The organism is Diaphorobacter nitroreducens, from assembly GCF_002214645.1.
GTDB lineage: Bacteria > Pseudomonadota > Gammaproteobacteria > Burkholderiales > Burkholderiaceae_C > Diaphorobacter > Diaphorobacter nitroreducens.
The window spans coordinates 3,982,358-4,004,433 of the sequence record NZ_CP016278.1; the positions used below are offsets into that span (position 1 = coordinate 3,982,358).

Sequence of the window (22,076 nt, forward strand, 5' to 3'; positions counted from 1 at the left end):
TTCCATAGGCTCGGCCCCACCGCAGGGACTGGCCGGGTAGTGGGGACGTGCGCACGGAGGCAGCGCGGGGGCGTGCGTAAGCAGCCTGCACATGCCGTGCGCAGTGCCTCGGCGGCGTTCTCCCGGTGAGGAACGGCCGGGCCGGGCAGGCACCCCAACCGCTGTGACTCTCAGAGCACAGCGGTTTCTTTTTTACGTTCCGGATCCCCAGGTGCTTACAGGCGTTCCTTCACGTAGCTCGGCCGGTCCATGTCCACGATCTCCACGCTGAGCTGTACCAGCACGCCCGCAGGGTGCGGGGTGTGGCGGCGCAACACCTCGGCGATGCGCCCCGCCAGGTCTTTCTTGGCTTCGGGGCTGCGGCCGGACAGCAGGCGCAGCTGCGCATGCACGAACGCGCGGTTGGCGGGCTGCGTGCCGATCTGGAAGCTGCCGCTGGTGCGCACGAAACGCGACTTGAGGTCGGCTTCGTCCAGGATCTCAGGGCTGGCGCACAGGGATGCGTTGAGATCGGCCAGTGCCTGGGCCTCGGGATAGCCGGGCAGGTTGCTGGAGTATTCGATGGTCAGGTGGGGCATGGTGTGTTCCCGGGAGTGGAGGGGTGGTGGATCAAAGTGCCTGCGTGGGTACGTGGTGGCGCAGTTCCACCTGGCGGTTCTGGTCGTTCACGAACACCAGTTGCGGCTGGTGTGCGGCCACGTCGGCTTCTGCCACTTGGGCGAAGGCCGCGATGATGAGCAGGTCGCCCACGCAGGCGCGGCGCGCGGCCGATCCGTTCACCGAGATCATGCCGCTGCCACGCTGGCCCTTGATGGCGTAGGTGACGAAGCGTTCGCCGTTGTCCACGTTCCAGATGTGCACCTGTTCGTTCTCGCAGATGTTGGCGGCCTCCAGCAGGTCTTCGTCGATGGCGCACGAGCCTTCGTAGTGCAACTCGCAGTGCGTGGTCTTCACACGGTGGATCTTGGACTTGAGCAGGGTGCGGTACATGGAATCTCCTTGGATTGTGAAAAGGGGTCAGCGTGCGGGCGGCACCAGGATGGTGGGCGCGGCGGGGGCGGCCATGTCGGGCCAGTCGCGGCTGAAGTGCAGGCCGCGGCTTTCATGGCGCATCTGCGCGCTTTTCACGATCAGGTCGGCCACCTGCACCAGGTTGCGCAGTTCCAGCAGGTCGCGCGTGACGTGGAAGTTGGCATAGAACTCCTGGATCTCGCCCTGCAGCAGCGCGATGCGGTGCGCCGCGCGCTCCAGCCGCTTGGTGGTACGCACGATGCCCACGTAATCCCACATGAAGCGGCGCAGCTCGTCCCAGTTGTGGGAGATGACCACGCACTCGTCGGCGTCGGTCACGCGGCTGTCGTCCCACGCGGGCAGCGCGGGCAGGTCCGCGCGCTGCGCCTGCTGGATGTGCGCGGCCGCGGCGCGCGCGAACACCATGCATTCCAGCAGAGAGTTGCTGGCCAGGCGGTTGGCGCCGTGCAGGCCGGTGCAGGCGGTCTCGCCAATGGCGAAGAGGCCGTGCAGGTCGGTGCGGCCCGCCAGGTCGGTCAGCACGCCGCCACACGTGTAGTGCGCGGCGGGCACCACGGGGATGGGCTCGCGCGTGATGTCGATGCCCAGCTCCGCGCAGCGCGCGAGGATGGTGGGAAAGTGCTCCTGCAGGAACGCGGGGCTTTGGTGCGAGATGTCCAGGTGCACGCAGTCCAGGCCGTGCTTCTTCATCTCGAAGTCGATGGCGCGCGCCACGATGTCGCGCGGCGCCAGCTCGGCGCGCGCGTCGTGCTGGGGCATGAAGCGCGTGCCGCCGGCCTGCGGCGGCAGCTTGAGTTGCCCGCCCTCGCCACGCACGGCCTCGGTGATGAGGAAGCTCTTGACGTGCGGGTGGTACAGGCACGTGGGGTGGAACTGGATGAACTCCAGGTTGGACACGCGGCAGCCCGCGCGCCAGGCCGCGGCAATGCCGTCGCCCGTGGCCGTGTCGGGGTTGGTGGTGTACAGGTACACCTTGCCCGCGCCGCCCGTGGCCAGGATGGTGTGCGGTGCGCGAAAGGTGAGCACCTCGTCGGTGGCCTCGTCCAGCGCGTACAAGCCCAGGCAGCGCTGCGCGCCAGCCAGTCCCAGCTTGGCGCTGGTGATCAGGTCCACCAGGGTGTGGTGTTCGAACAGCGTGATGCCGGGCGTGGCGCGCACCACGTCGATCAGCGTGCGCTGCACGGCCGCGCCCGTGGCGTCGGTGGCGTGCACGATGCGCCGCGCGCTGTGGCCGCCTTCGCGCGTGAGGTGCAGGGCGCCCTCTTCCTGCGAGAACGGCACGCCCAGGCCCTGCAGCCAGCGGATGGCCTGCGGCGCGTTCTCCACCACGAAGCGTGTGGCCGCCAGATCGCACAGGCCGGCGCCGGCCACCAGCGTGTCCTGCACGTGCGACTCGAAGCTGTCGCCCTCCGCCAGCACCGCGGCGATGCCGCCTTGGGCCCAGCCGCTGGCGCCGTCGGCCAGTTGGCGCTTGGTGAGGACGGCCACGCGGTGGGTGGGCGCCAGCTGCAGCGCGGCGGTCAGCCCCGCGAGGCCGCTGCCTACGATGAGTACGTCGAAGTCGTGTGAGGTCATGGCAATGTGCGCCGCAGCCACCCGGCCGTGGCGAGGGGGATGGGGGCGATCAGACAGGCGTATAGGCCAGGCGCACGTAGATGGGTGCGAACGCCTCGGCCTGGGTGATCTCGATCAGGGTTTCCTTGGCCAGCTCCAGCAGCGCGATGAAGGTCACCACGAGCACGGTGCCGCCCTTCTCGGGCTGGAACAGTTCCTCGAATTCCACGAAGCGCCGGCCCTGCAGCGCCTTGAGCACATGGCTCATGTATTCGCGCACCGAGAGTTCCTCGCGCGTGATCTTGTGGTGCTGCACCAGCTTGGCGCGCTTCAAGATGTCGCGCCAGGCTTCCTGCAGGTCGGTCAGGCTCACGTCCGGAAAGCGCGGCTGCAGGCTCTGCTCGATGGTGACCTGCGCGCGGAGGAAGTCGCGGCCGTACTGCGGCACCTGGTTCAGGCGCATGGCGGCCAGCTTGATCTGCTCGTACTCCAGCAGGCGGCGTACCAGTTCGGCGCGCGGGTCCTCGGGCTCGGCGCTGCCTTCCTGCTTCTTGGGCGGCAGCAGCATGCGCGACTTGATCTCGATGAGCATCGCCGCCATCAGCAGGTACTCGGCCGCCAGCTCCAGGTTGCGGCTGCGGATCTCCTCCACGTAGCCCAGGTACTGGCGCGTGACATCCAGCATGGGGATGTCCAGGATGTTGAAGTTCTGCTTGCGAATCAGGTACAGCAGCAGATCCAGCGGGCCTTCGAAGGCCTCCAGGAACACCTCCAGCGCGTCGGGCGGGATGTACAGGTCCTGCGGCAGCGCGAACAGGGGCTCGCCATACAGGCGCGCCAGCGCCACCTGGTCCACCACCTGCGGCAGGCCGTCGCCAGAGGCCGGCGGCGCACCGTCGTCGGCAGTCGCGGCGAGACGCGGAGCGGCCATGGAGCTTACTATTTATTCAATAGCTGCCAGCGCTTGCTGCATGGGCGCTGGAGCCTGATTTGATGTGTGGCGCGCTCAGGAGCGCGACTGGTACACGTAGGGCTGCTGGGGGATGCGCCCGGCGTTGTAGTCCTGCCAGGCATCGCGGTCCACCTGCTTGTCCCACAGCAGGGCGCGGCCGGCCTGCTGCTGGGCATCCAGCTCGGGCTTCTGGGCCTTGAGCTGCTTGATGAACTGGGTGGTGTCGGATTCGTAGTCGGGGCGGCGAAAGAAGGACATGGTGCGGTGCGTGAGCCTCTTGGTAACCGCGCATTTTAGCCCCGGCCCCTGGGCGACGGCCCGTGCGGCAGGCCCGTAGACGCTCTACAGTGCAGCCTGTGCGCCGCGACCGGGCGGCCGATCACCATGAGGATGGACCTACCGATGGCTTTTCACCACTGGCTCAAGGGCGCGGGCGCCTCCCTGCTGGCCGTGCTCACCCTGCTGGCGGGCTGCGACGAGCAGCGCATCCGCGAACTGGAAGAAGGCGTCTCCACCGAGCAGGACGTGCGTGCGCGCTTTGGCGAGCCCGAGCAGGTCTGGCAGGAGGCCGACGGTTCGCGAACCCTGGAGTACAACCGCCAGCCGGCCGGGCGGCGCAACTACATGATCACCATCGGCACCGACGGCAAGATGAGTGCGCTGCGCCAGGTGCTGGCGCCGCACCACTTCGCCAAGGTGCAGCCCGGCATGACGCAGGAGCAGGTGCGCCGCCTGCTGGGCAAGCCCGGCAAGCAGGTGACCTACGAGCTCAAGCAGGAGACCGAGTGGGACTGGCACTGGACCGACGCTCCCGCGCAGGAGAAGCTGTTCACCGTGGTGTTCGGCGCCGACGGGCGCGTGCTGCGTGCGGCCAGCACCGAGAAGCTGCACGACGGTCCTTGATCCGATCCTGGGCCGCTTCCTGAAGCCGCCCTGAAATGCGCGGGCGGGGAGGGACGGGCGCGGGTGTCCAGCAGACCTAGGGTTTTCCATGAGATGATTGCGCCCCGGCGCCACCAGCGCCGACCCGCAGGATGCTCAGGAACCACACCATGGCCAGCCGCACCGCACACACTTTGCACGCCCAATCGTCTCTTTCCGCACTCGCGCCCGCTGGCGGGGCGCACGTTCCCTCTTCCAACGCCACCCTGCGCCACGGCCCGTTCGAGGACGCCCAGGCGCTGTTCGCCGGCTCGCTGTTCGTCGGACTGGCCATGCTCATGTACGCCCAGGCCGGGCTGCTCACGGGCAGCACGGCGGGGCTGGCGTTCGTGCTGCACTACGCCACGGGCTGGTCGTTCGGCGCGGTGTACTTCCTCATCAACCTGCCGTTCTACTGGTTTGCCTGGCGCCACCTGGGGCGCGCCTTCACGCTCAAGACCTTCGTCTGCGTGGCCATGCTGTCGCTGGTGATGGTGCTGGCGCCGCGCGTGTTCCACATCGACTACCTGCACCCGGCGTTCGCTGCGGTGGCCGGAGGGTTGCTGATGGGCACGGGCGTGCTGTTCCTGGCGCGCCACCAGTCCAGCCTGGGCGGCGCGACCATCGTGTCGCTTTACGCGCAGCAGCGCCACGGCATCCGCGCGGGCAAGGTGCAGTTGGCCATCGACTGCTGCGTAGTGCTGCTGGCGCTGTGCGTGGTGCCGTGGCAGCGCGTGGCCTGGTCGGTGCTCGCCACGGTGGTGATGTGCGTGTTCCTGTGGGTCAGCCACCGGCCGGGACGCTACCAGGGCGGTTGATGCAGTTGATATGAAAAAGTGAGCTGCTCGCGCTTGTCTGGAAAGCGCTAGAGGCCAAAATCATTCATATAAAGAAAGCCCCGCGGTGCGGGGCTTTCTTGCGTGGGGCTCTCGGCCGCCTCACGGCGCGATCTTGCGCTTGAGCGCGCGCGCCACCTGCGGCGGCAGGCTGGGCAGGGCGCGCAGCAGCCAGGGCAGCACCTTGCGCTTCGGGCCGGCCAGCGACTCGGGCACCAGCGCCTCGATCAGGTGCGGCCCGGGGTGCGCCAGCGCGTATTCCAGTGCCTGGCAAAAGTCCTCGGCCGTGCTGGCGCGCACCGCATGCACGCCCATGCCCTGCGCGAGCTGGGCGAAGTTGAGTACCGGGCCCTTCAGGTCGAGCTGCGACTTGGCCTTGGGGCCCGCTTGCTCAGCGCCCACGCGCTCCAGCTCCACGTTCAGCACCGAGTAGCTGGCGTTGTTGAAGATCACGGACACCACATGCAGGTTCTCACGCGCCATGCTCCACAGCGCCTGGAGGGTGTACATCGCCGTGCCATCGCCGATCAGTGCGATCACCGGGCGGTCGGGGCAGGCGATGGCCGCGCCCACGGCATTGGGCAGGCCCTGGCCGATGGCGCCGCCGGTCAGCGTGATCAGGTCGTGGCGCGGGCAGCCCGCCGTCATCACGCCCAGCATCAGGCCGGAGGTGATGGCCTCGTCGATGAGGATGGCGTTCTCGGGCAGCAGGTGGCCCACGGCCTTGCACACCTTGGGCGCGGTGAGCGGCCCGCGCGGGCGGTCGGGGCGCTGCGCCAGGGTAAGGGGCGGCTGCGTGGCGCTGGCGCCCAGCGCGGCGGCCAGTTTGTCCAGGCTCGCCGCCGCGTCCTGCGCCGGGCTGCACAGGGTGTGCACCGTGCAGCCCGCGGGCACCAGGTCGCTGGCCTTGCCGGGGTAGGCGAAGAACGAGACGGGCGACTTCGCATCGACCAGCACCAGGTGCCGTGCGCCCGCCAGTTGCACGCCGGCCAACTCGGCCAGGTAGGCCACGCGCTCCACGGCGGGCAGGCCCGCGCCGCGCTCCATGCGGGTGGGAAACACCTCGGCGAGCAACTGCACGCCGCTGTGGGCCGCAATGCGCGCGGCGCTGCGCAGCGCCCCCTCGCGCAGCGCGTGGCCGCCCAGCAGCACGATGGTCTTCTCGCCCGAGCGTATGGCCTGTGCGGCGGCCTGCACGGCTTCGTCGCTGGCGGCGGCGGGCGCGGGCAACGCCGGCGGCGGGCAGGGCTGGCCGCCCTCGCCCCACGACACGTCGGCGGGCAGGACCAGCGTGGCCACCTGGCCCGGCAGGCCGCGCGCGGCAGCAATGGCGTCTGCCGCGTCCTGGCACAGGGCCGCAGTGCTTTGCGCGGTGCGCACGAAGCCGGGCGAGACGTTGCGCGCCACGGTCTCGATGTCGGACTGCAGCTGCGCGTCGTACTGCGTGTGGTACGTGGCATGGTCGCCCACGATGTTGACCACCGGCACCTTGCCCTTGCGTGCGTTGTGCAGGTTGGCCAGGCCGTTGCCCAGGCCGCAGCCCAAGTGCAGCAGCGTGGCGGCGGGCTTGTCCGCCATGCGTGCGTAGCCGTCGGCCGCGCCAGTGGCCACGCCCTCGAACAGCGCCAGCACGGCGCGCATGCGCGGCTCGCTGTCCAGCGCGGCGACGAAGTGCATCTCGCTCGTGCCAGGGTTGGTGAAGCAGACCTCGATACCGGCATCGGCCAGGGTTTTCAGCAGGGCTTGTGCGCCGTTCATGGGAATCTCCTTGCTTCTCTATTGATAGCTTCTAGCGCTTGATGGGTAAGCGCTGGAGCCGTTTTTATTACCAATCCGTGTCGAGGTGCTGGGGGCCGATGTCGGCCACGCGCGTCACGCCCGCCAGCGTCATCGCCAGCAGCAGCTCGCGCTTCCACTGGGCCAGCAGGGTGCGCACGCCCGCCTCGCCCTGCGCCGCCAGCGCCCACACCCAGGGGCGGCCGATGAGCACGCCGCGCGCGCCCAGCGCCAGGGCCTTGAACACATCCACGCCGCTGCGCACGCCGCCGTCCACCAGCACCTCGGTCTGCGCGCCCACGGCCTGGGCGATGGCGGGCAGCTTGGCGGCGGTCGAGGCCACGCTGTCGAGCTGGCGCCCGCCGTGGTTGGAGACGACGATGCCGTCCGCGCCCACCTGCACGGCGGCCTGGGCGTCGTGCACGTCCAAGATGCCTTTGAGCAGCAGGCGGCCCTGCCACTGGCCACGCAGCCAGTCGATGTCGCGCCACGTCACGCTGGGGTCGAACTGCGCGTCCACCCAGGCCTTGAAGGCGCCCAGGTCGCGCGCGCCGGGCACCTGCGCGGTCAGGTTGCCAAAGCGCAGCGGCTGGCCGCGCAGCGCCACGTCCCGCACCCAGCCGGGGCGCGCCAGCACCTGTGCGGCGCGGATGAGCGCCGGGCGCGCGCCGCTCGCGGCCATGCCGTGGCGGATGTCGCGCAGGCGCATGCCGGGCAGCGGCAGATCGACCGTGAAGACCAGCGTGCGGCAGCCGGCGGCCCAGGCACCGTCCAGCAGCGCGCGCACGGCGCCGCGGTCGCGCAGCATGTAGAGCTGGAACCAGGGCGGCGCGCCGGCGGCGGCCGCCACCTCGGAGATGGGGCAGATGCCCACGGTGGAGAGCGTGAATGGCACGCCCGCGGCTTGCGCCGCGCGCGCGGCCTGCGCCTCGCCCCGGCGCGCGGCCATGCCCGCCAGACCGATGGGTGCCAGCGCCAGCGGCAGCGCGCAGGGCTGGCCGGCCAGGGGGGCGCGGGTGTCCACCTGGGCCACGTCCACCAGCACGCGCTGGCGCAGGCGCAGGGCGGCGAAGTCCTGCACGTTGGCGGCCAGCGTGCGCTCGTCGCTGGCGCCGCCGTCGATGTAGTCGAACAGGAAGCGTGGCAGGCGCCTTGCCGCCATGCGGCGCCAGTCCTCGGTGGAGGCGGGGTAGGACAGGTCAGGCAGCATGGGCGGCCTCCGTGGCGCGGCCGTGGCCGAAGCGCCGCATGGCCAGCGCGAAGACCAGCCCGCCGGCATACATCAGCACGCCGTAGAGCGCGCCGGGGATGGCCATGGCGTCGTCCTTGAGCACGGTGCTGGCGATCACCAGCGCCAGCGCGGCGTTCTGCACCGCCGTCTCGATGCCCAGCGTGACCGATTGCCGGTAGGACAGCCGCGCGGCCCAGGCCACGGCGAAACCCAGCGTGAGCATGCTGAGGTTGAGCGCCACGGCGAAAGGCGCCAGCGAGCCGAAGTTGTCCACCAGCAACGCCCAGTTCTTGGCCACGGCCAGCACCACGATGAGCACGAACAGCACCGTGGCCACCTTCGTGGCGCGCGGCTCGAAGCGCAGCGCCCAGGCGGTGAACCGCCGGCGCGCCCACATGCCCAGGCTGACAGGCACGCCCAGCACCAGCGCCACCTGACCCATCATCAGGCCCACGGGCACGTCCACGGCGCGCGCCGCGCCGAGGAAGTGGCCCAGCGCCCAGGTGACGACCAGGGGCAGCGTGAAGATGGTGAGCACGCTGGCCACGGCGGTGAAGCTCAGCGCCAGCGCCACGTCGCCGCGCGCCAGGTAGGTCAGCAGATTCGACGTGCTGCCCGTGGGGCAGGCGGCCAGGATCATGAAGCCCACGGCAAACACGCCGCCCATGCCGAGCAGCGTGAGCATGAGGTAGCAGACCAGCGGCAGCAGCACGAAGTGACAGGCCACGCCCACCAGCAGCGCGCGTGGCTGCGCCAGGATGCGCCGGAAGTCGGCCGGCGTGAGCCCCAGGCCGAGCGAGAACATGATGAACGCCAGGATGAGCGGCAGCAGCACGCCCGAAACGATGTCTCCCTGCATGGTGTCGTTTCCTTTCGCTGTGGTTGTCTCAGCCGCCCGCCGCGATGGCGCGCGCTGCCGCCCGGCCCGTGAGGATGCAGCCGGGCAAAAAGGTGCCTTCCAACGAGCGCTTGCCGTTCGCACCGCCGCCGCCAAAACCCGCCGCCTCGCCCACGCAGTACAGGCCGTCGATGGGCTGGCCTGCGCCGTCGAGCACGCGGCTGTGCAGGTCCGTCTGCAGCCCGCCCAGGCTCTTGCGCGTGATGAGCTGCATCTGGATGGCGATGAAGGGCCCCGCGCCGGGTTGTTGCAGCGGCGCGGGCGCGCAGGTGCGCAGCCGGTCGGGGCCCCACTGGCGCGCGTGCAGGATGCGGCGGATCTGGTCGTCGTTGTGCAGCTTGGCGCCGTGGGCAAAGTTGGCGTCGAAGGCGTCGGCCGTGGCCTGCAGTACCTCAGGCGCCACATCGAGCGAGGCGGTGAGTGCGTTCATCTTCCCGGCCAGCCCGGCCAGGGTGTCGTCCACCAGGAAATGCGGGCTTTGCCGCTGCATCTGGCGCACCAGGCGGTGGTTGCCCAGCAGCGTTTCCTTGAGGAACTGGGGGAACTGCATGTCGCGGATGCGCTGGTTGTGCTCCGCGCCCGAGATGGCGAACTCCTTGGCCGCGATGCGCCAGTTGAGCAGGTGCCAGGTCCAGGGCTTTTCTTGTGCGGCCACACGCTGGCACAGCCAGTGCGTGTCGAAGCCGGTGACCAGCGGCGCGGGGCCGATGCGCTCGCCCCGGTGGTTCAGCCACAGCGCCGACTTGCAGGGAATAGCCGACAGGCCATGCCCGTCGAAATGCGGAAACGGGTGCGGAAAGCCGGCGGCGTAGTTCCACATCTCGCCCGCGTGCGTGATCTGCGCGCCCAGGCGGGCGGCGTGGCGGTGCAATTTGCCATCCGCGAAGGGGTGTGCGCCGTTGAGCATGGCGGCGGGGCGCGGCCGGCCCTGGGGCCAGTTGGCGCGGGTCTCCTCGTGCCCGCCGTTGATGCCGCCCATGGCCAGCACTACCACCGGGGCTTGCAGGCGTACTTCCTCGCCCGTGGCTTCGTTCACCGCCACGGCGCCGGCGATCCGTCCGTCCTGGTGGTCCAGTGCCGTGACGCGGTGGCCGTGCAGCAGTGTGAGCCTGCTGCCTTCACCCGCACGCCGCAGTGCCGCGATCAGGCACCGCGTGAGTTCGCGCGAGGTGCCCCAGACGATGTGGTAACGCGGCAGGCTGTTGCCGTCGCCGTGCAGCCCGCGCTCCACCCAGTTCACCGCGGGCATGAACTTCACGCCCTCCTGCAACAGCCAGTCGTGCACCTGCGCGCGCGAATGCTCCACGTAGTGCCGCGCCCAGGCGTGGGGCCAGTGGTCGTCAGCGTCCAGCTCGCCAAAGCGCAGCCAGTCGGCCAGCGCACGCTCGGGCGTGTCGGGGATCTTCATCTTTGCCTGCAGCGGCGTGCCCACCAGGGCCATGCCGCCGAAGGCCCACAGCGCCAGGCCGCCGAAGCGTTCAGGCGTGTCGCGGTCCACCAGGGTGACGCGCTGGCCCGCGCGCAGCAGCTCCAGCGCGGCCACGATGCCGGCCAGGCCGCCGCCAATGACGACGGTGTCGGAATGTTGGATTGCCATGCGGCTGTCTCCTTGCGCGCTCTGTGTGGCGCACTGCCGGCCAAGATAGCGGCATATCATGGCGCGGCATAGACTTTGGAGGCCATAGAAATTGACCTTGCAGGCCAGCGTTTCGATGAGTTGGGTGAACACCGTGCTGGCCGCCGCCGAGCGCGCGGGCGTGGCGCGCGAGCGCCTGCTGGCGCGGGCGGGCATCGCACCGGCCGAGCTGGCGCACGAGCGCTGGCCCATTGACCACATCACGCGGCTGTGGCGCGCAGCCGTGCACTGCACGCAAGATTCGGGTTTTGGCCTCAAGGTGGGGGCACAGGTGGGGCCGGGCAGTTTCAATGTGGTGAGCTACCTGCTGCAGTCCGCGTCCAGCCTGCGCGCGGCCATTGCCGCGGTGCAGCAGTACCAGCGCCTCATCAGCGACGGCGGGCGTTTCCAGACGATCGCGGGCGAAACCGCCAGCTGGGTGGTGTACCACCCGCGCCAGGGCGCGCTGGCATTCAGCCCGCACCAGATCGAGGCGGTGCTGGCCGCGGTCGTGGCGTTTGCGCGGTGGGTCACGGGACAGGTGGTGCGTCCGCGGCAGGTGCAGTTCAGCCAGGCACGCATCGGGCCGCTGGCGGGCTACCGCGAGGCCTTCGGCTGCGCCGTGGAATTCGAGCAGGCCTTCAGCGGCGTGCTGCTGGACAACGCGCTGCTGGACGCGCCGCTGCCCCAGGCCGACGAGCAGCTCGCGCGCCTGCACCGCGAACATGCGACGACACGGCTGGCGGCACTGTCAGCGCCGGCCGACCTTGCACAGGCGCTGCACGCATGGATGGCCGATCAATTGCAAGCGCCGCTGCAAGGCAAGGCCCCCGAGCGCGCCCAGGCCGCGGCAGCGCTGGGACTGAGCGAGCGCACCCTGGCGCGACGCATGCAGGCGCTGGGCTTGAGCTACACCGCCGTACTGGACGCGGCGCGGCACCAGGCCGCACTGCACGCGCTGGCGCAGGCGGACCGCCCGCTGGGGGAGATCAGCCAGTCGCTGGGGTTCGCGGAGCCCAGCGTGTTCAACCGGGCCTTTCGCCGCTGGACAGGCTGCACACCGGGGCAGTGGCGGCAGGCCGCGCGGCCACCGGGCGAACCCTCGGCGTGACCATGCGTATGTCCTGTGGCGGGTGCCGCCAGGCAACGCGCGCAGAGGCTACGGCAGCGCCTCAGGCGTGGGTGCCGCCTGCTCCCGCGGCGGGGCATCCGGCAGCGGCTGCGGTGTGCCGCCTTCGCGGTAGCGGATGGTGATGCCGCTGTGGTCTTCTTCGTCGGTCATCGCGTCATAGGCCTTGCCCACGCCTTTGCCCACGACCTTCGCCGTGCCCACGGCGGCGTCGGCCGCGAGCCCCACGGCGGTCGCCGTGACACTGACGGCGGCTGCACCCACCGCCACCACCGTGCACCCCGAAAGCAAGGCGCACAAAAAAACCCCTGCCGCCGCAAGGCGCAGGGGCTGGCGTGATCGCCCGGGGCGGGCCATCAGTGGATACGCATGCCCGGCTGCGCGCCGGGGAAGGGCTCCAGTACGAAGATGCCGGGGTGCGCCTTCTCGTCGGCGTGGCTGGCGGCCAGCACCATGCCCTCGCTCAGGCCGAACTTCATCTTGCGCGGTGCCAGATTGGCCACCATCACCGTGAGCTTGCCCTGCAGGTCCTCGGGCTTGTACATGCTGGCGATGCCGCTGAAGACGTTGCGTGTCTGCCCTTCGCCCACATCCAGTGTCAGGCGCAGCAGCTTGGTGGAGCCTTCCACGGCCTCGCATTTCACGATCTTGGCGATGCGCAGGTCCACCTTGGCAAAGTCGTCGATGGTGATCGTCGGGGCGATTTCCTCTCCGCCGGGGATGACCTTTTCGACCACGGGAGCAGGGGGTTCGAACAGCGCGTCCAGTTGCTCCTGCGTCACGCGCTGCATCAGGTGCTGGTACTGGCCGATCTGGTGGCCGGCGCCCAGGGGCTGGGCCACTTCGGCAAACTGCTCGGGCGGCACGATGAGAAAGCGGGCCACCTCGGCAGCCACCTGCGGCAGGATGGGCTTGAGGTAGATCGTCAGGATGCGGAAGGCCTCGATGCAGGTGGTGCAGACGTCCTGCAGGCGCGCCTCCATGCCTTCCTGCTTGGCCAGCTCCCAGGGCTTGTTGGCGTCCACGTAGCTGTTCACGCGGTCGCACAGCAGCATGGTCTCGCGCACGGCGCGGGCCGTGTCGCGCGCCTCGTAGGCCGCAACGATGGGACCGGCCTGTTCGCGCAGCTGCGCCAGCAGCGCCTGGCCATCGGCGCTGACTTCGCCCAGCTTGCCGCCGAAGCGCTTGAAGATGAAGCCCGCGGCACGGCTGGCGATGTTCACGTACTTGCCGATCAGGTCGGCATTCACGCGGGCCATGAAGTCTTCGGGGTTGAAGTCGATGTCTTCGTTCTTGCCGTTGAGCTTGGCGCCCAGGTAGTAGCGCAGCCACTCGGGGTTCATGCCCAGGGCCAGGTATTTGAGCGGGTCCAGCCCCGTGCCGCGGCTTTTGCTCATCTTCTCGCCGTTGTTCACGGTCATGAAGCCGTGCACGCAGATCTTCGTGGGCGTCTTGCGGCCGCTGAACTTCAGCATGGCGGGCCAGAACAGCGTGTGGAAGGTGATGATGTCCTTGCCGATGAAGTGGTACTGCTCCAGCTGCGGGTCGGCCATGTAGGCGTCGTAGTCCTCGCCGCGCTTGTTCAAGAGATTCTTGAGCGAGGCCAGGTAGCCCACGGGGGCGTCCAGCCACACGTAGAAGTACTTGCCCGGCGCATCGGGGATCTCGATGCCGAAATAGGGGGCGTCGCGGGAGATGTCCCAGTCGTCCAGACCTTCGCTGGTCGTGCCGTCGGGATTGGTGCGCGTGCCGAACCATTCCTTGATCTTGGCGGCCACTTCGGGCTGCACATGCTGGCCGTTCTGCGTCCACTCGGTCAGGAACTCCACCGCGCGCGGGTCGGAGAGCTTGAAGAAGAAGTGCTCGGAGGTCTTGAGCACCGGCTTGGCGCCCGACAGCGCCGAGTAGGGGTTGATCAGGTCGGTGGGCGCGTAGACCGAACTGCAGACCTCGCAGTTGTCGCCGTACTGGTCCTTGGCATGGCAGCGCGGGCACTCGCCCTTGATGAAGCGGTCGGGCAGGAACATGTTCTTCTCGGGGTCGAAGAACTGCTCGATGGTGCGCGTCTCAATGAAGCCGGCGGCCTTCAGGTCCAGGTAGATCTGCTGGGACAGCTCGTGGTTTTCCGGGCTGTCGGTGTTGCTCCAGTTGTCGAAGGCGATGTGAAAGCCATCCAGGTATTGCTTGCGCCCGGCGGCGATGTCGGCCACGAACTGCTGGGGCGTCTTGCCCGCCTTCTCGGCGGCAATCATGATGGGCGCGCCATGGGCGTCGTCCGCGCCGACGAAATTGACCGCGTTGCCCTGCATGCGCTGCGCGCGCACCCAGGTGTCGGCCTGGATGTACTCCATGATGTGGCCGATGTGGAAATTGCCGTTGGCATACGGCAGGGCGGTGGTGACGAAGATCTTGCGTGCGGTCATCGGGGGCGGCTCTCCAGTCGCCTCGGGTTTCGAGGCGCAACCCTCGATTTTAGGGCGTGTCAGTTCCGCGGCGCCCGCACGGGATTGCCGTGGTCCTGCCAGCCGAAGAAGGCGCAGATCTCGCTGCGCCGCGCCAGCGCGTCCCCGTGGCCCAGTGCCATGAGCTCTTGCGTGTAACCCCGCTCGAACAGCAAATAGCTGGCCAGCGCGCCGGTGCCCGCGTCAGGCCGGTCGGCGCGCACGCCCAGCGCGCTGAGCAGGGTGCGGATGGTCCCCGGCAGATCGCACACATGCCGTGCCGCCATCTCGTCCAGGTTGCGCGAGGGGGCGAACACCAGCAGCTCCAGCGGCCGCAGCGGGCTGTGGCTGCGGGCCTCGGGCGGAATCAGCGCCAGCGTCTGGTTGATGCGCTGAGCGCGCTCGATATCCACCGACAGCGCATCCAGAAAGATGTTGGATAGCGTGTGGCCCGCCACCTGGGCCAGCGCCGGGTAGGGCTGCTGCGTGCCAGCCATGCAGGGGCGCGGCGGCTCATAGGTGCGGCTGGTGCCCACCACCAGCAGGCGCTGCGCACCCAGGTGGATGGCGGGCGCCAGCGGCGCGGTCTGGCGCATGGAGCCGTCGCCGAAGTATTCGGTGTGCCCGTCGATGGCCAGTGGCGCTGCCGGGAACATGAACGGAATGGCCGACGAGGCCAGCAGGTGGTTGCGCGTGATGGGGCCGCGCGCGGATTTGCGCAATGAGCGTACCCAGGGCTCCTGGGCGTCTCCGGCGTCAAAGAACGCCACGTGCTGGCCCGAGCTGTAGCTGGACGCGGTCACCGCCAGGGCGCGCAGATGGCCCGCGCGGATCAGCCGCGGCACGCGCGCCAGCGGCACCAACTGGTCCAGCAGCTGCGCGAGCGGCGCGTTGTCCAGCAGCGAGTGCGGGCGCATGCGGCTCCAGCGGGTGAGAGCCCAGCCCAGCGACAGCAGCGTGAGCCAGCGCGCGCCGCTGCGCATCACGCTCAGGGAGTCGGCGCGGTACACCTGTCGGGCATGGAACTGGGTCCACACGCGCGCCAGGCGCCGCACCGTGCGGTCGAACTGGTCCGCGCCACAGGCCAGGGCCGCCGCGTTGATGGCGCCGGCCGAGGTGCCGGTGAGGATGCCGAATGGCCCCGGCCCGCGCCGCTCGCCGCAAGCCAGCCGCAGGTCGGCAATCGCCTGCAGCACGCCCACCTGGTAGGCGGCGCGCGCGCCGCCGCCCATCAGCACCAGGCCGGTGTGCGCAGGGGCAGGGGAGTGGGTCATGGAGCCACGCGGCTTGGGTTGCGTTTTTTTTAACCTGCGGGCGTGGCCTTGAGCAGCAGGGCAGCCAGGGCATCGCCCTCCAGCAGCACCACGCCATGCTCGCGCGCAAAGCTGCGTGCGGTCTCGCTCACGGTGCCGGTCAGCGCCACGTACACGGCCTGCGCGCCTTGCTGCTGCGCTTGGGCGTGCAGTTCACGCAGGGGTTCCACACCATGGGTGGCGGCCTTCCAGCGGCGTGCGGCCACCAGCACCGCGCGGTCGCCCCGCGTGATGCGCAAGTCCGCGTGCAGGCCGGTCAGGCGTTGCACCTCGTGCCCCTCGGTGCGCCATGCGCGCTCCAGCGTGTTGGCGAAATCCTTCCACGGCATGGCGGCAGCGGCCTGCAGGGCACCCTGAACGCGCGCGGCGCTGGGGGCGCGCCACTGGCGCCACGCGGCGATGCAGCCGATCACGGCGATCGGCAGCGCGCCCATGGCGGCGAACGGGGCGATGTCCCTCGGCAGCAGTGCGCCGCAGACGAGCACGATGGCGGCGGCGATGGCAAAGCTCACCCACCAGGGCGAGCGCAGCAGGATTGCGAAGCCCGAGTTCGGGGCCATCTTCAGTTTCACAAAGGAGTCCTTGAGGAATGAGGTGGGTTTGAGCCTAGCCGAAGGCGGCGTGTTCCCGCACGAATCGCCGGGATTTCATCTGCGCGAGAGGGTTTCAAAAATGATAGCTGCTTGCGCTTATCCATAAAGCGCTACAGCCTGATTTGACGCCGAACTATTCCAGCGCCAGCACGGCCTGCGCCACACCGGCGATGCCCTCGGGCGACAGGTCCGGCGCGCCCACGCGCTGGCGTGTCTCCCAGTGCGTGAAGTTGCGCGCCTGCGAGCGTCCGTAGTGCGGGTCGTAGTGCAGCAGCATCAGCTCGGCGAACAGCGCGGACAGCTCCCCCGCCCGGGCCCAGGCCTGCCAGCGCTGCACGACTTCCTTGCCCTGCAGCTCGGTGAGCGTGCCCAGGCGCTTGGCCAGTGCATCGGGGTCGTCGCCCAGGTAAGCGTAGTCGCGCAGCAGGTAGGCCAGGCGCTCTTCGGGCGTGGCTTCGATCTCGATGCACGCGGCGGCGCGCAGGCGTTGCACCAGCGGCACGGGTACCGTGAGGCGGCCGATGCGCGCGCTCTCACCCTCCACATACACGGGGCGGGACAGGTCCAGCGCCTCCAGTGCGGTGGCGATCTGTGTCTCGAAATTCTTTTGCGACGGCTGGGGCACGCCCGGCAGCGCGCCGAGCAGCGAGCCCTTGTGGCGGGCGCAGTGCTCCAGGTCCAGCACCTGCGCGCCCATGCCGGCCAGCTGCTGCAGCACGCGCGTCTTGGCACTGCCGGTGGCGCCCACCAGCACGCGCAGCTCCAGCTGCGGCACCAGGGTCTCGATCTGCGTCATCACATGGCGGCGAAAGGACTTGTAGCCGCCGGCGAGCTGCTGCGCGTCCCAGCCCACCAGGCGCATCCACTGCACCATGGAGCCGCTGCGCATGCCGCCGCGCCAGCAGTAGACCAGCGGGCGCCAGTGCGCAGGCTTGTCGGCGAAATGCGTGCGCAGGTGGTGCGCCAGGTTGGCCGCCACCATGGCCCCGCCCACGCGGCGCGCCTCGAAGGCGCTTTGCTGCACGTAGATGGTGCCGACGATGGCGCGCTCCTCGTCGTTCAGCACCGGGCAGTTGATCGCGCCGGGGATGTGGTCCTCGGCGTATTCGGCGGGCGAGCGCGCGTCGATGAGGGCGTCGAACTGGTGGCGGTCTTCGGGACGGATGGGGCGGTGGTGGGACACGGGAATGCGGTGCTGAACAAAGCCGGGCAGGTGCGAATCTGGGATGATGCGCGCGGCGCGCCCGCGGCACACTTTTGTGCGTCGGGGCAGGCGCCATTGTCCGTCACCGCGCTTTTTCCCTGTTTGCCATGAATGCTTCAGCACCCACCGCCGCCCCTTCCCATCCGCGCCTGACCTCGCTGTCGCATGGCGGCGGCTGCGGCTGCAAGATCGCGCCGGGCGTGCTGTCGCAGATCCTGCAGCAAAGCGGCGCGGGCGCCGTCATGCCGCCCGAGTTGATGGTGGGCATCGAGACCTCGGACGACGCGGCCGTGTACCGCCTGAACGAGAGCCAGGCGCTGGTGGCTACCACGGACTTCTTCATGCCCATCGTGGACGACCCATACGAGTTCGGCCGCATCGCTGCCACCAACGCGCTGTCCGACGTGTACGCCATGGGCGGCAAGCCCATCATGGCGCTGGCGCTGGTGGCCATGCCGGTGAACACGCTGCCGCTGGACGTGATCGGCGCCATCGTGCGCGGCGGGCAGGACGTGTGCCGCGCGGCGGGCATCCCGATCGCGGGCGGCCACACCATCGACTCGGTCGAGCCCATCTACGGCCTGGTGGCCATGGGCCTGGTGCACCCGGACCGGGTGCGCCGCAACGCCGGCGCCCAGCCGGGCGACGTGCTGGTGCTGGGCAAACCGCTGGGCGTGGGCGTGTATTCGGCCGCGCTGAAGAAGGAGCAACTGGCCGACGCCCACTACCGCGAGATGATTGCCGCCACCACGCGCCTGAACACCCCCGGCCCGCTGCTGGCCGAGCTGCCCGGCGTGCACGCCATCACCGACGTGACGGGCTTCGGCCTGGCCGGCCATGCGCTGGAGGTGGCGCGCGGCGCGGGCGTCACGGTGCAGATCGACTGGTCGCGCGTGCCGCTGCTGCCCGGCGTGGCGGACCTGGCCGCGGCGGGCTTCGTGACCGGCGCCAGCGGCCGCAACTGGGCCGGCTATGGCGAGGGCGTGGCGCTGTCCGCCGGCCTGCCAGCCACCGCACAGGCGTTGGTGACGGACCCGCAGACCTCGGGCGGCCTACTGGTGGCCTGCGCGCCGGACAGCGTGCAGGACGTGCTCGCGGTGTTCGCGCGCGAGGGCTTCGCGCAGGCGGCGGTGATTGGCAGCGTGCAGGCGGGGCCGGCACGGCTGGAGCTGCGTTGAACACGCCGCCGGGGTCGCCGCCGCAGCTGGCTACTCCGGCGGGGCAGGGGGGATTGCGCGAGCTGTCGCCTGCCTACTTTGGCCTGGTCATGGCCACAGGCATCGTTTCACTGGCTGCGGACATGCTGGGCCATCCCCTGCTGGCGCGCGCGTTGCTGGTCCTGAATGCCGTGCAGTACGTGGTGCTGTGGGGCTTGTATGTACTGCGGGCCTGGCGCTATCCCCGGCGTTTCTTTGGCGACATGGTGGACCACGCGCGCGGGACCGGCTACTTCACCATGGTGGCTGCCACGGGCATCCTGGCCAGCCAGTGCATCGTGCTGCTGGGCCATGTGCCGCTGGGCTTCGCGCTATGGGCGCTGGCGGCGCTGCTGTGGCTGGTGTTGACCTACACCATTTTCACGGCCTTCACCATCCGCCGGGACAAACCTCCGCTGGACCGGGGCATCAGCGGTGCCTGGCTGCTGGCCGTGGTGTCCACGCAGGCGCTGGCCGTGTCCAGCGCCCTGCTGGCCGCGCGCATCGGCCAGCCGCTGCGGCTGGAGCTCAACCTGCTGGCGCTGTCCATGTGGCTGTGGGGCGGCATGCTCTACATCTGGATGATGGCGCTGATCTTCTACCGCTACCTGTTCTTTCCCTTCTCGCCGGGCGACTTGTCGCCGCCGTACTGGATCAACATGGGGGCCATGGCCATTTCCACGCTGGCCGGCTCGCTGCTGATCCTGAATGCGCCGCAGGCGCCGTTCCTGGTGTCGCTGCTGCCGTTCCTCAAGGGCTTCACCGTGTTCTACTGGGCCGCGGGCACCTGGTGGATTCCCATGCTGGTGCTGCTGGGCATCTGGCGCCACGGCGTGCGCCGCTTTCCGCTGCGCTACGACCCGCTGTACTGGGGCGCGGTGTTTCCGCTGGGCATGTACGCGGCCTGCACCTGGCAGATGGACCAGGCCATGGCCTTTGGCTTTCTGGATGCGCTGCCCCGGCTGTTCTTTGCCGTGGCGCTGCTGGCCTGGCTGCTGGCGTTCATCGGCATGCTGCGCAGCGTGGCGCGCCAGCTGCGTGGGCTGTAGGCAAACAAAGGCACAGGCGCGCCAGTGCCAAGGCCGCTTGGCTAGACTCCGGCTTTCTCTTCAGCAAACCACACAACCATGGCACTCACAGAACAGGCATTGTTGGCGGCGATCGCCGGCGTCCAGGATCCGCACACGGGCAAGGACTTCGTGAGCACGCGCGCGGTGCGCAATGTGCAGATCAACGGCGGCGATGTCGCCTTCGACGTGGAGCTGGGCTACCCCGCCAAGAGCCTGGTGCCCGAGTTGCGCCGCCAGTTCATCGCCGTTGCCAAGGCAGTGGCGGGTGTGGAGAACGTGTCGGTCAACATCAACACCAAGGTGATCGCACACGCGGTGCAGCGGGGCGTACAGCTGCTGCCGCAGGTGAAGAACATCATCGCCGTGGCCTCGGGCAAGGGCGGCGTGGGCAAGAGCACCACGGCCGCCAACCTGGCCCTGGCGCTGGCCGCTGAAGGCGCCCGCGTGGGCGTGCTGGATGCCGACATCTACGGCCCCAGCCAGCCCATGATGCTGGGCATCAGCCGCCGCCCGGAGAGCGAGGACGGCAAGACCATGGAGCCGCTCGAGAATTACGGCGTGCAGGTCATGTCCATCGGCTTCCTGGTGGATCAGGACGAGGCCATGATCTGGCGCGGCCCCATGGCCACGCAGGCGCTGGAGCAGCTGCTGCGACAGACCAACTGGAAGGACCTGGATTACCTCATCATCGACATGCCGCCGGGCACGGGCGACATCCAGCTCACGCTCTCCCAGCGCGTACCCATGACCGGCGCGGTGATCGTCACCACGCCACAGGACATTGCGCTGCTGGACGCCAAGAAGGGCATCAAGATGTTCGAGAAGGTGGGCGTGCCCATCCTGGGCATCGTGGAGAACATGGCCGTGCACGTGTGCAGCAACTGCGGCCATGTGGAGCACATCTTCGGCGCCGACGGCGGCAAGAAGATGGCCGCCGACTATGGCATGGACTACCTGGGCGCGCTGCCGCTGGACATGCACATCCGCCTGCAAGCCGACAGCGGCAAGCCCACCGTGGTGGCCGACCCTGACGGCGAGGTCGCGCAGATCTACAAGAAGGTGGCGCGCGATGTGGCCGTGAAGATCGCGCAGCAGGCCAAGGACTTCTCCAGCAAGTTCCCCACCATCTCGATCAGCAAGAACACCTGATCTGCCAGGGCGCGTTGCGGCTCAGCGCAGCGCGAGCCGCGCGCCCGCGCCTTCCTCTGCTCCGCCCATCACGGGCAGCGGCTTGCCGTCCGGTGCGCGCACCGTGCTCAGCAGCGCCACCACGCGGGCCTGCGTCTCGGCGGGCAGTGGCGCAAAGCCGGTGCCGGCCACCGCGCGGTCGCCCATCAGGAACGAGCGATAGAAGAAGTTGAGCGCGCGTGCCGTGCGCTCGGGCGCGGCGGGCTTGCTGTCGATCACGATGTAGGTGGCCGACACGATGGGCCAGGCCATGGGGCTGTCCACGTCCACCAGCGGCGGCGCGTTCAGGCCGTCACGAAACAGGTTGGCGCCGCGCACGGCGGCGCGGTAACTCGCCACCGAAGGGGTCACCCATTCACCGCGCCGGTTGCGCAGCGCGACGGCGGCGGGGCCGTCGCCCACCACATAGTCCGATGAGACGTAGCCCAGGGCACCGGCGGTGGCCTGCACCGCTGCCACCATCTTGCTGGAACCCTCCACGGCCTGGATCGCGCCGCCGGCGGGCCAATTCGCACGTCCGTCCTTGAGGGGGATGGCGCTGTCGTCCGCGGCCGCGGCCTGCCGCAGGTAGGCGAGCAGCACTTGCGTGGTGCCCGAGCCGTCGGCCCGCACAACGCGCGTGATCGGCAGGTTGGGCAGCTTCAATTCAGGGTTCAGCGCGGCAATCGCCTTGTCGTTCCAATGGTCGATGCGTGCGGCGAAGATGGCGGCTAGCACGTGCGCATCCAGGCGCAGCTGGCCGCTGGCTACGCCCGGCAGGTTCACGACCGGCACCACACCGCCGACCATCGTGGGGAACTGGATCAGGTGATGCTGGGCCAGCTCCTGCTGCGACAGGGGAATGTCGGTGGCGCCGAAGTCGACCTGCTGCGCCTTGATCTGCTGCACGCCTTGGGTAGAGCCGACGGCTGCGTACTGGACCTTGGTGCCGCGCTCCTGCGCATAGTGGCTGGCCCACTGGGCATACACCTTGGCGGGAAAGGAAGCGCCCGCGCCACGCAGGGTGAGGTCTTGGGCCAGTGCGGGTGCGGCCAGGACCAGGCTGACCAGCGCGGGGGCGGCGATCAGCGCGATACGCGATCGGAAAGTCGTTTGCATAGCGAGAAAGCGTCGGAAAGAGTGGTAGG

The 22,076-nt window shown here is 69.4% G+C and carries 21 protein-coding genes; 6 read left to right on the plus strand and 15 right to left on the minus strand.

Features of this window, described 5'->3' with window-relative positions:
• Positions 1 to 215: 215 nt before the first annotated feature.
• The 5 genes from BA022_RS18630 to BA022_RS18650 all read right to left on the minus strand — a co-directional run bounded on the left by BA022_RS18630 (position 216) and on the right by BA022_RS18650 (position 3,796).
• Positions 216 to 578, minus strand: a complete 363-nt coding sequence (locus BA022_RS18630; protein WP_011806593.1) for a 5-carboxymethyl-2-hydroxymuconate Delta-isomerase — start codon at positions 576 to 578, stop codon at positions 216 to 218.
• A 31-nt stretch (positions 579 to 609) separates the two neighbouring features.
• Positions 610 to 990, minus strand: a complete 381-nt coding sequence (gene panD / locus BA022_RS18635; RefSeq protein ID WP_011806592.1) for an aspartate 1-decarboxylase — start codon at positions 988 to 990, stop codon at positions 610 to 612.
• A 27-nt stretch (positions 991 to 1,017) separates the two neighbouring features.
• On the minus strand, positions 1,018 to 2,607 hold the full coding sequence (nadB, locus tag BA022_RS18640; RefSeq protein WP_088888431.1) for an L-aspartate oxidase: 1,590 nt from the start codon (positions 2,605 to 2,607) through the stop codon (positions 1,018 to 1,020).
• 49 nt (positions 2,608 to 2,656) lie between these two features.
• Positions 2,657 to 3,517, minus strand: coding sequence for a segregation and condensation protein A (locus BA022_RS18645; protein ID WP_011806590.1), 861 nt, complete (start codon positions 3,515 to 3,517; stop codon positions 2,657 to 2,659).
• A 75-nt stretch (positions 3,518 to 3,592) separates the two neighbouring features.
• Entirely contained in the window at positions 3,593 to 3,796 is a 204-nt protein-coding gene (locus BA022_RS18650; RefSeq protein ID WP_011806589.1) for a DUF3460 family protein, read from the minus strand.
• A 144-nt stretch (positions 3,797 to 3,940) separates the two neighbouring features.
• On the opposite strand from BA022_RS18650, the gene bamE reads away from it, so the two are divergent.
• Together bamE and BA022_RS18660 are read left to right on the plus strand one after the other, a co-directional pair.
• A complete protein-coding gene (gene bamE / locus BA022_RS18655; RefSeq protein WP_088888432.1) occupies positions 3,941 to 4,441 on the plus strand; it encodes an outer membrane protein assembly factor BamE domain-containing protein in 501 nt (166 codons plus the stop codon).
• A gap of 149 nt (positions 4,442 to 4,590) precedes the next feature.
• Positions 4,591 to 5,277 (plus strand): YitT family protein, encoded by a 687-nt coding sequence (locus tag BA022_RS18660; protein ID WP_088888671.1) that lies wholly within the window; start codon positions 4,591 to 4,593, stop codon positions 5,275 to 5,277.
• Between the two features lie 120 nt (positions 5,278 to 5,397).
• Here BA022_RS18660 and BA022_RS18665 read toward each other — a convergent pair whose 3' ends face one another.
• The 4 genes from BA022_RS18665 to BA022_RS18680 form a co-directional block, all read right to left on the minus strand.
• Positions 5,398 to 7,053, minus strand: coding sequence for an acetolactate synthase large subunit (locus BA022_RS18665; protein WP_088888433.1), 1,656 nt, complete (start codon positions 7,051 to 7,053; stop codon positions 5,398 to 5,400).
• A gap of 67 nt (positions 7,054 to 7,120) precedes the next feature.
• Entirely contained in the window at positions 7,121 to 8,281 is a 1,161-nt protein-coding gene (locus BA022_RS18670; RefSeq protein WP_088888434.1) for an L-lactate dehydrogenase, read from the minus strand.
• Entirely contained in the window at positions 8,271 to 9,161 is an 891-nt protein-coding gene (locus BA022_RS18675; protein WP_088888435.1) for a bile acid:sodium symporter family protein, read from the minus strand. Before BA022_RS18675 ends, BA022_RS18670 begins: the two co-directional genes overlap by 11 nt.
• 28 nt (positions 9,162 to 9,189) lie before the next feature.
• Positions 9,190 to 10,797: an FAD-dependent oxidoreductase gene (locus tag BA022_RS18680; RefSeq protein ID WP_088888672.1), complete on the minus strand. Its 1,608-nt coding sequence runs from the start codon at positions 10,795 to 10,797 to the stop codon at positions 9,190 to 9,192.
• A gap of 115 nt (positions 10,798 to 10,912) precedes the next feature.
• On the opposite strand from BA022_RS18680, the gene BA022_RS18685 reads away from it, so the two are divergent.
• A complete protein-coding gene (locus BA022_RS18685) occupies positions 10,913 to 11,926 on the plus strand; it encodes an AraC family transcriptional regulator (protein ID WP_228403659.1) in 1,014 nt (337 codons plus the stop codon).
• A gap of 48 nt (positions 11,927 to 11,974) precedes the next feature.
• On the opposite strand, the gene BA022_RS18690 is transcribed toward BA022_RS18685, so the two are convergent.
• The 5 genes from BA022_RS18690 to mnmH all read right to left on the minus strand — a co-directional run bounded on the left by BA022_RS18690 (position 11,975) and on the right by mnmH (position 17,474).
• Positions 11,975 to 12,244, minus strand: coding sequence for a hypothetical protein (locus BA022_RS18690; RefSeq protein ID WP_228403661.1), 270 nt, complete (start codon positions 12,242 to 12,244; stop codon positions 11,975 to 11,977).
• 56 nt (positions 12,245 to 12,300) lie between these two features.
• On the minus strand, positions 12,301 to 14,367 hold the full coding sequence (metG, locus tag BA022_RS18695; protein ID WP_088888438.1) for a methionine--tRNA ligase: 2,067 nt from the start codon (positions 14,365 to 14,367) through the stop codon (positions 12,301 to 12,303).
• 59 nt (positions 14,368 to 14,426) lie between these two features.
• Positions 14,427 to 15,659, minus strand: a complete 1,233-nt coding sequence (locus tag BA022_RS18700) for a patatin-like phospholipase family protein (RefSeq protein ID WP_088888439.1) — start codon at positions 15,657 to 15,659, stop codon at positions 14,427 to 14,429.
• Positions 15,660 to 15,688: 29 nt separating this feature from the next.
• On the minus strand, positions 15,689 to 16,258 hold the full coding sequence (locus BA022_RS18705) for a restriction endonuclease (protein WP_088888673.1): 570 nt from the start codon (positions 16,256 to 16,258) through the stop codon (positions 15,689 to 15,691).
• A gap of 166 nt (positions 16,259 to 16,424) precedes the next feature.
• Positions 16,425 to 17,474 (minus strand): tRNA 2-selenouridine(34) synthase MnmH, encoded by a 1,050-nt coding sequence (mnmH, locus tag BA022_RS18710; protein WP_088888674.1) that lies wholly within the window; start codon positions 17,472 to 17,474, stop codon positions 16,425 to 16,427.
• Between the two features lie 128 nt (positions 17,475 to 17,602).
• Between mnmH and selD the strand changes: the two genes are divergently transcribed.
• The 3 genes from selD (at position 17,603) to apbC (ending at position 20,910) form a co-directional block, all read left to right on the plus strand.
• A complete protein-coding gene (gene selD / locus BA022_RS18715; RefSeq protein ID WP_011806578.1) occupies positions 17,603 to 18,673 on the plus strand; it encodes a selenide, water dikinase SelD in 1,071 nt (356 codons plus the stop codon).
• Complete coding sequence (locus BA022_RS18720) at positions 18,670 to 19,740, plus strand: tellurite resistance/C4-dicarboxylate transporter family protein (protein ID WP_088888440.1); 1,071 nt, start codon at positions 18,670 to 18,672, stop codon at positions 19,738 to 19,740. Before selD ends, BA022_RS18720 begins: the two co-directional genes overlap by 4 nt.
• 78 nt (positions 19,741 to 19,818) lie before the next feature.
• Positions 19,819 to 20,910, plus strand: coding sequence for an iron-sulfur cluster carrier protein ApbC (gene apbC / locus BA022_RS18725; protein WP_015914116.1), 1,092 nt, complete (start codon positions 19,819 to 19,821; stop codon positions 20,908 to 20,910).
• 21 nt (positions 20,911 to 20,931) lie between these two features.
• Here apbC and pstS read toward each other — a convergent pair whose 3' ends face one another.
• Positions 20,932 to 22,047, minus strand: coding sequence for a phosphate ABC transporter substrate-binding protein PstS (pstS, locus tag BA022_RS18730; RefSeq protein ID WP_088888441.1), 1,116 nt, complete (start codon positions 22,045 to 22,047; stop codon positions 20,932 to 20,934).
• Positions 22,048 to 22,076 lie beyond the last annotated feature (29 nt).